Genomic DNA, 8,578 nt, shown 5'->3' with positions numbered 1-8,578 from the left:
GTTTCAGCGTGGTATTTGTGGGTAGTTATAGCAAATTCAAAATTAAATAATTGGTGTTTTAATTCATTAAAAATTAAAGGCCATTTCTTTTTTGAAGCTCCGTTACCCGAAGTAGGATTTACAATAACAAACCATTTTTTATTCATTTAATAAAATCTTAAAAGCGCCCCAAAATACAAATTGTTATTTATATAACTTATTATTAACTTATATGAAGTGTAATTATTTGTACTTTTGATATCAATAAAATTAAAAAAATGTCGAAGAAAAAATCGAATTACAAAAAGAAAGGCAACATAATCAAGGATTTAACCAGAAAAATATTACAACTTTTAAATAAGGAAGGAAATTCTTTAAATTATAAACAAATTGCTGCAAAATTAGATGTTACGGATGCTAATGGGCGCAATCAAATAATTCAAAAATTAGAAGAATTAAAAGGACAGCAAAAAGTTGATGAAGTTGAAAGAGGAAAATTTAAAGTTGTGCCTAAAGATAAATATTACATTGGCGTTTTAGACGCTACTACAAACGGAAATGCTTATTTTATTTGCGATGAATTAGAACATGATATTTATATTCCATCTCGAAATTTAAATAGAGCTTTAGATAAAGACACCGTTAAAATTTATCTATATAACCGAAGAAATAGCAAAAAAGAAGAAGGAGATGTTGTAGAAATTATAAAACGTGCAAAAACCGAATTTGTTGGTGTATTACAATTAAACAAAAATTTTGGTTTTTTAGTTGCTGATGATATAAAAATGTATGCGGATTTATTCATTCCAAAAAATAAATTAAAAGGGGCTGAAGATGGTGTAAAAGTACTAGCAAAAATGACCGATTGGCCCGGAAATTCTAAAAATCCATTTGGCGAAGTTTTAGAAATTTTAGGAATGCCAGGAGATCACGAAACCGAAATTCATTCTATTTTATTAGAATACGGTTTACCATATAAATTTCCAGAAAATGTAGAAGCTGAAGCTGGTAAACTTTCTTTTGAAATTACCGATGAAGAAATTGCAAAACGAAGAGATATGCGTAAAGATTTAACTTTTACCATAGATCCAAAAGATGCAAAAGATTTTGATGATGCCTTGTCTTTTGAAGTATTAGAAAATGGAAATTATGAAATAGGAATTCATATTGCAGATGTTTCACATTATGTGCAGGAAAATACCATTTTAGAAAAAGAGGCATACCACAGAGCAACTTCGGTTTATTTAGTGGATAGAGTAGTGCCAATGTTACCAGAAGTATTGTCAAATGGTGTGTGTTCTTTACGTCCAAATGAAGAAAAATTAACCTTTTCTGCAGTTTTTGAAATGAATGAAAAAGGTCATGTTTTAAACGAATGGTTTGGTAGAACTATAACCTATTCCGATAAACGTTTTGCCTATGAAGAAGCTCAGGAAATTATTGAAAATAATGCCGTCACTTCGAGCGCAGTTGAGAAGTCAGCCTTAAATTGCGAAGTTTCTTCTGATATATCAATTACAGGTGAAAGTTATACAGTAGCACCAGAAATTGTAACAGCTATTTTAAAGTTAAATAAACTTGCAAAAATAATGCGTAAAAAGCGTTTACAGCAAGGTGCAATTACATTTGACAGGGTAGAGGTTAAATTTAATTTAAATGAAAAAGCAGAACCAATTGGTGTGTTTTTTAAAGAATCTAAAGATGCTAACAAACTAATTGAAGAATTTATGTTGTTAGCAAACAGAAAAGTGGCTGAATTTGTTGGGACCAAAAAAGGAGTTCCAAGTAAAAATACGTTTATTTATAGAATTCATGATGAACCGGATGAAGACAAATTAATGTCGCTTCAAACTATTGTAAGTAAGTTTGGTTATAAAAATAAAATTGACTTAAAAAACAAGAAAACAACTTCTTCTTCATTAAATCAATTATTACAAGATGTGCACGGTAAAGGTGAGGCAAACCTTATTGAAACCTTAACTGTACGCTCTATGAGCAAAGCGGTTTATACAACGGATAATATTGGTCATTATGGTTTAGCTTTTGATTATTACAGTCATTTTACATCACCAATTCGTCGTTATCCAGATGTAATGACACACCGTTTATTACAACATTATTTAGAAGGTGGAAAATCTCCAAAAGCTGAGGCATACGAAGAGAAATGTAAGCATGCATCTGAACAAGAATATATGGCTTCAAAAGCAGAACGTGATTCTATAAAATATATGCAGGTTAAATATATGGAAGATCATAAAGATCAGGAGTTTGAAGGAGTAATTTCTGGTGTAACCGAATGGGGAATTTATGTTGAAATTATAGAAAATAAATGTGAAGGAATGGTGAGAGTGCGTGAAATAAAAGACGATTATTATTTATACGATGAAAAACAATATGCTTTAGTTGGGCAATCAACTAAAAATTTATACCAACTAGGAGACCACGTTTTAATTAAAGTAAAACATACCGATTTAGAACGAAAACATTTAGATTTTACTTTATTAGATAAGATTGAGAAATAATTAACTTAAAAGGCACAATTATTGATTTAATAAAAAGTTATAATTAAAAAATCAATAATATATCATGAAAAAATTAATAGTATTACTAGTGCTAATTACCACAGTTGGTTTTGCACAAGAAAAAATTACAACAAATTTAGGCGATTTTCATACCTTAAAAGTCTATAACGGTTTAACAGTTGAATTACAAAAAGGAGCAACATCAAAAGTCGAAATAACAGGATCACAATCTAAAGATGTTTCTATAAAAAATGTAGATGGAGTACTTAAAATTCGTTTACATTTTCCGGATAGTTTTACTGCTGAAGATGTAAAAATTGTATTGTATTATGATAAAAATTTAGATGTTTTAGACGCTAATGAAGGAGGAACAATTTTTTCTGATGCAACAATAAAACAGCAACATATTGAAGTTAAAGTACAAGAAGGAGCTAAAATTTATTTAGCAGTTGATACAAAACATTTAACTGTAAAAGCAGTTTCTGGAGGTATTATAGAATTAACAGGAACAACTGAAAATCAAAATATTGAAGCAACAACGGGAGGTATTTATAAAGCTTTCGAATTACAAAGTAAACAAACCATAGTTACTTCAGCTTCTGGTGCAAATGTAGAAGTTAAAACAAGCGAAATTTTAGATGCTAAAGTACGTTTTGGTGGTAATATTCATTATAAAGGAACTCCAGAAGTACTAAAAACTAAAAAAGTTATTGGTGGTGTAATTAAAGATAAAAACTAAATCTGAACTTTATTAAAGTTAGGTTTTGAATAAATTACTATATTTGTAACTCAAAATTTAAATTTATGAATGCATTATATATATTTTTAGGATTAGTTGGACCTTGGCAAATAGCAATAATTGTTGTTTTAGTGTTGTTATTATTTGGTGGTAAAAAGATACCTGAGTTAATGAAAGGTCTAGGTGGCGGAATTAAAGAATTTAAAAAAGCTACTCAAGAGGACGACGATGAGGAAAATAAAAAAGTAGAAGATAAAAAATAATATATAAATTATTTTATTCAAAAAAACCTGTACAATTTGTACAGGTTTTTTTGGTTTATATTAAATTTTTACCGCTGTACCAGAAGCTGTTACCATTAACATACCTCCATTTTTACCAACAGTTTCGTAATCTAAATCAATACCAATTACGGCAGTTGCACCCAATTTAAAAGCCTGTTCTTCCATTTCTTTTAAAGCGGTTTCTTTGGCTTCTCTCAACACTTTTTCATAAGATCCAGATCTTCCACCAACTATATCTCTAATACCTGCAAAAAAGTCTTTAAAAATATTAGCACCAATAATGGTTTCACCAGAAACAATGCCTAAATAATCTTTTACAGGATGTGTTTCTAAAGTATTTGTAGTTGATAAGATCATTATTTTTTAGGTTTTTTAGGAACTTCATTTTTAGCTTCAGTTAATGTATTTGCTGCTACTAAACTAGTAACCATATCATTTAACATACCACTGGCTGCAGTTGGGTCGTTTGGTAACAAAATTAAATTAGATCTTGTGTCAGACCCAATACTTTGTAAAGTATCGTAATGTTGTGTAATAATAATTAATGCAGAGGCTTCTTGGCTATTAATTCCTGCTCTGTTTAAAACCACCACACTTTCTTCTAAACCACGGGCAATTTCTCTACGTTGGTCGGCAATACCCTTTCCTTGTAAACGTTTACTTTCAGCCTCAGCTTTTGCTCTTTCAACAATTAAAATACGTTGCGCATCACCTTCGTGCTGTGCAGCAATTTTTTCTCTATCAGCCGCATTAATACGGTTCATCGCTATTTTTACCTTTTCATCAGGATCAATATCAGTTACTAACGCTTTAATAATATCGTATCCATAATCAAGCATTGCTTGTTTTAAATCGCGTTGAATAGCTAAGGCAATTTCTTCTTTTTTCTCAAAAACATCATCTAATATCATTTTTGGAACTTCAGCACGCACAACATCAAAAATAAAGGCTGTAATTTGTTCATGTGGATTTTGAAGTTTGTAAAAAGCATCGTACACGTGATCTCTTCTAATTAAAAATTGTACTGAAATTTTTAAATGCACAAAAACATCATCTTTTGTTTTAGTTTCAACAATTACATCTAACTGTTGCACACGCAAACTAACACGCCCAGCAACTTTATCAACAATTGGTATTTTAAGTTGTAAACCAGCTCCTCGGATACTTTGAAATTTTCCAAAGCGTTCAATTACTGCATTTGTTTGTTGTTTAACGGTAAATAAGCCTGTAACAACAATTAAAACAAGAATAAAAATAAAAATATACGTTCCAATCATTTTCTAATTTTTTAAAGATTAATAAGAGATTTAAAGATACAATGTTTTAAAATTGAATTCAAAACTTATTGTATCTATTTGTTGTTAAAAAAATATAAATGTTACACACAATAGTAAAGAAATTAAAAATGTGATTTTTAAATTATTTATAATCACTCAAAATTAGATGATGGTATAGGATGAAATTTTTAAAATAACTAACTTTAAAGATTAGTTATAAAATATTTTAAAACATTTAAAATGAAACAATCAATTAATTTTAAATTGAATTCAAAAAATGTTACTGTGGAGGTTCAAGGAGATGAATCTTTATTAACAGTCATTCGTACTTATTTAGATGAAACAGGAACTAAATATGGCTGTGGATTGGGAGATTGCGGAGCTTGTACTGTTCTAGTAAACAACGATGTAACTCGATCTTGTATGGCATTTATTGAAGATATTGAAGGAAAAGAAGTAATTACAATTGAAGGTATTGGAACAAGTACAGATTTACACCCAATTCAAGAAGCTTTTGTACAAACCGATGCACTTCAATGTGGTTTTTGTACACCTGGAATGATAATGAATGCATATGGACTTTTATTAAAAAATCCGAACCCAAATCGTAATGAAATAATTACAGCAATGGATACTAATTTATGCAGATGTGGTTCGTACGGTAGAATTATAGAAGCCATTGAAAAAGCGTCAAAACAACTCTCTAAAACACTATAATTATGAAACCAGATAAAATTGATGCACTCTATTTTAGTGATGTAAATGAACCTATTTCTTTAGACAGAAGAGACTTTCTTAAAAAGTTAGGTGGTGGTATAATTGTAGTTTTTTGTTTAGGTAAATTGTCATTATTAGACGGTTGGGGACAAAATAGTTCCAATGATGCACTAAATTTTAATGCTTATATCCGCGTTAAAGAAGATGGAAGTATAAATTGTTATACGGGAAAAATTGAAATGGGACAAGGAATTGTAACTTCCTTAGCGCAAGTTGTTGCAGATGAACTTAGTGTTCCTATCAATTTGATTGATATGGTAATGGGCGATACCGAATTATGTCCTTATGATGCTGGTACTTGGGGTTCTTTAACCACTCGTTTTGCCGATCCTGTTTTAAGAGCAGCTGCGGCAGAGGCACGTGAAATATTAATTGATTTAGCAGCAACTAAATTAGGAGTTTCAGAAGCTAATTTAAAACTTGATAATGGTGTTATTTATGAAGCGGAAAATCCTTCAAATAAAGCAACTTATGCCGAATTAACTAAAGGTAAAAAGATTGTTAAAACTCTTGAAAAGAAACCAGACATTAAAAGAGCAAGTGAATTTAAACTAATTGGAAAGCCTATTATCAGTACTGATGCTATTGCTAAAGTTACCGGAACCGCCATGTATTCAGGTGATATTAAATTACCAGGAATTGTATATGCAACAGTAGTTCGGCCAAAAATTGTTGGTTCAAAAAAACTTACAGTTGATGCATCTCAATTAGAAGGCTTTTCTGGAGTTCAATTGGTTAATGAAGGTGATTTGGTTGCGGTGGTGCATTCAGATCCGGAAATATCGTTAAAAGCATCAAAAAAAGTAAAAGTTTCTTGGGATGCTCCGGAACAAAAAATGAACAACGAAACTATTTTTAACTATTTAGAAGAAAATATTAAAGACAGTGATATTTTTCAAGAAGAAGGTTCTTTAGAAGTTGGAAAACAACATTCAAAATCCATTTTAAAAGCACAATATAAAGATGGTTATAAAGCCCATGCACCAATGGAAACTCATTCGGCGACTTGTTATTTTGAAGATAATAAATTAACTATTTGGACTTCCAGTCAAACTCCTTTTGGAACACAAGATCAATTGGCAAGAGCCTTAGAAATTCCGAAAGAGAATGTACACGTGAAACAAATATTTTTAGGTGGTGGTTTTGGTGGAAAAATTTACAACCAACAAGCTATTGAAGCTGCTTTAATTGCCAAAAGTTGTAAAAAACCAGTACAATTAGTTTGGAGTAGAAGAGAGGAATTTATGTACGATAAATTTAGACCAGCTGCTGTTATGAATGTAACATCGGGTGTAGATGAAAATGGAAAATTAAATTTATGGGAATTCGATATTTATTGTGCAGGAACACGTGGAACAAAATTATTTTACGATGTTGAAAATAACAGAACCAGAATGTTTAATGAACGTGATATTCATCCATTCGGAACTGGAGCTTGGCGTGCTCCTGGAAATAATTCAACAACATTTGCGCGTGAATCTCATATTGATGTCACAGCTTTTGAAGCAGGAATAGATCCGTTAGAATTCAGACTAAAAAACCTGAAAAGTGAAAACATGATTGCTGCGCTAAAATTAGGTGCAGAAAAGTTTGGCTGGAATAGAACAAAAAAAGAAGGTCACGGTTTTGGAATTGCACTTGGAGAAGATGCAGGAACAAGTGTTGTTATGATGGCAGAAGTACATGTTGATAAAGAAACAGGAATTGTAACCCCAATTAAAGTGGTTTGTTCACAAGATATGGGTCAAGTTGTGAATCCACATGGTGCAACTTTACAAACTGAAGGAGGAATTACAATGGGATTAGGATATGCTTTGTATGAAGATATTGAGTTTAACGGAGGTCTGGTAAAATCTAGAAATTTCAGCAATTATACCATTACAAAATTTTCAAATACTCCAGAAATAGAATGTGTTTTTATGGATAAAATGGATTCTAAACCTCAAGGTGGTGGAGAACCTGCTATTATTTGTGTTGGTGGAGCTATTGCAAACGCAGTATTTGATGCTTGTGGAGCCAGAGTAACTAGAATGCCAATAACACCGGAAAGAGTTTTAAAAGCATTGAATAAGGAGTAAAATTCTTTTGATTAAAATAGTTGTAAAATGTGATTTCTCACTATCGTTCGAAATGACAAATTAACCTTTCTTGTCATTCCGTCAAAGGAGGAATCATATTATATTACTCAATATTTAAAAGGTTGAAGAAGATTCTTAACAATTTCTAAAATAGATTCTATTGATTTTAATTAGAAGCTTGTTATATTTGCTTTTATGAATAAAATGTATAAAAATTCTGAAGAATCAGAAGTTATTTTAACCGAATTAATGTTACCATCACATTCCAATTTTAGTGGTAAAATTCATGGTGGATTTATTCTATCGTTAATGGATAAAGCTGCATTTGCTTCGGCATCTAAATTTTCTAGTCAATATTGTGTTACTGCATCTGTGAACCGAGTAGATTTTTTAAATCCTATAGAAGTTGGAGAATTAGTAACCCTTCAAGCTAGAGTGAATTACGTTGGAAAATCTTCAATGGTTGTTGGTATTAGAGTGGAATCTCAAAATATTAGAACAGGAATTAAAAAGCATTGTAATTCCTCATATTTTTCGATGGTTGCAAAAGATGAAAACGGAAAAGGAATCCGTGTTCCAGGATTAAAAATTACTAATGAAAAAGAATTACGTCGTTATTTACGTTCAATAAAACACATTAAAATGCGAAATGAGCGTAAAATTGAATTTAGTGCAGCTAATTTTCAACCTGAAAATTATAAAGATGTTTTAAAGGATTATAATGTGAAATTGGAGCTATAAAAGAGGCTGTCTGAAAAGTATTGAAACCCGTCATTCTGAATTTATTTCAGAATATCATCATACTGATAATCAATCGCTATGCGAACCTGAATCAAGTTCAGGTTGACGAAAATTTTACTTTTAGACAGTCTCTTTTATTTCTACAACGTATCAATAGCTTTGTTAATTCTATTTATAGATT

General features: G+C 30.7%; 9 protein-coding genes. 6 read left to right on the top strand and 3 right to left on the bottom strand.

Going from position 1 to position 8,578, the window contains the following annotated elements; genetic code table 11:
• Window positions 1-146, bottom strand: a 146-nt coding sequence (locus AB1Z17_RS01450) for a diacylglycerol kinase family protein (RefSeq protein ID WP_368050011.1), incomplete at its 3' end; no start/stop codon positions are given.
• A 111-nt stretch (window positions 147-257) separates the two neighbouring features.
• On the opposite strand from AB1Z17_RS01450, the gene rnr reads away from it, so the two are divergent.
• From rnr to AB1Z17_RS01435, 3 genes are all read left to right on the top strand, one after another.
• On the top strand, window positions 258-2,501 hold the full coding sequence (gene rnr, locus AB1Z17_RS01445; RefSeq protein WP_368050010.1) for a ribonuclease R: 2,244 nt from the start codon (window positions 258-260) through the stop codon (window positions 2,499-2,501).
• Window positions 2,502-2,565: 64 nt separating this feature from the next.
• Window positions 2,566-3,240 carry a head GIN domain-containing protein gene (locus AB1Z17_RS01440; RefSeq protein ID WP_368050009.1) on the top strand — a complete coding sequence of 225 codons (675 nt, stop codon included), beginning with the start codon at window positions 2,566-2,568 and terminating at the stop codon, window positions 3,238-3,240.
• 65 nt (window positions 3,241-3,305) lie between these two features.
• Window positions 3,306-3,503 carry a twin-arginine translocase TatA/TatE family subunit gene (locus AB1Z17_RS01435; protein WP_368050008.1) on the top strand — a complete coding sequence of 66 codons (198 nt, stop codon included), beginning with the start codon at window positions 3,306-3,308 and terminating at the stop codon, window positions 3,501-3,503.
• A 60-nt stretch (window positions 3,504-3,563) separates the two neighbouring features.
• On the opposite strand, the gene AB1Z17_RS01430 is transcribed toward AB1Z17_RS01435, so the two are convergent.
• Together AB1Z17_RS01430 and AB1Z17_RS01425 are read right to left on the bottom strand one after the other, a co-directional pair.
• Window positions 3,564-3,881 carry a heavy metal-binding domain-containing protein gene (locus tag AB1Z17_RS01430; protein WP_368050007.1) on the bottom strand — a complete coding sequence of 106 codons (318 nt, stop codon included), beginning with the start codon at window positions 3,879-3,881 and terminating at the stop codon, window positions 3,564-3,566.
• A complete protein-coding gene (locus tag AB1Z17_RS01425) occupies window positions 3,881-4,801 on the bottom strand; it encodes an SPFH domain-containing protein (protein ID WP_368050006.1) in 921 nt (306 codons plus the stop codon). Before AB1Z17_RS01425 ends, AB1Z17_RS01430 begins: the two co-directional genes overlap by 1 nt.
• Window positions 4,802-5,041: 240 nt before the next feature.
• Between AB1Z17_RS01425 and AB1Z17_RS01420 the strand changes: the two genes are divergently transcribed.
• From AB1Z17_RS01420 to AB1Z17_RS01410, 3 genes are all read left to right on the top strand, one after another.
• Window positions 5,042-5,518: a (2Fe-2S)-binding protein gene (locus AB1Z17_RS01420; protein ID WP_368050004.1), complete on the top strand. Its 477-nt coding sequence runs from the start codon at window positions 5,042-5,044 to the stop codon at window positions 5,516-5,518.
• A 2-nt stretch (window positions 5,519-5,520) separates the two neighbouring features.
• Complete coding sequence (locus AB1Z17_RS01415) at window positions 5,521-7,656, top strand: molybdopterin cofactor-binding domain-containing protein (RefSeq protein ID WP_368050003.1); 2,136 nt, start codon at window positions 5,521-5,523, stop codon at window positions 7,654-7,656.
• A 195-nt stretch (window positions 7,657-7,851) separates the two neighbouring features.
• A complete protein-coding gene (locus AB1Z17_RS01410) occupies window positions 7,852-8,397 on the top strand; it encodes an acyl-CoA thioesterase (RefSeq protein ID WP_368050002.1) in 546 nt (181 codons plus the stop codon).
• The last annotated feature ends 181 nt before the right edge of the window (window positions 8,398-8,578 follow it).

It is taken from the genome of Lutibacter sp., assembly GCF_040883305.1.
In the GTDB taxonomy this organism is placed as follows: domain Bacteria; phylum Bacteroidota; class Bacteroidia; order Flavobacteriales; family Flavobacteriaceae; genus Lutibacter.
This window is presented reverse-complemented; position numbering and strand designations above follow the sequence as displayed.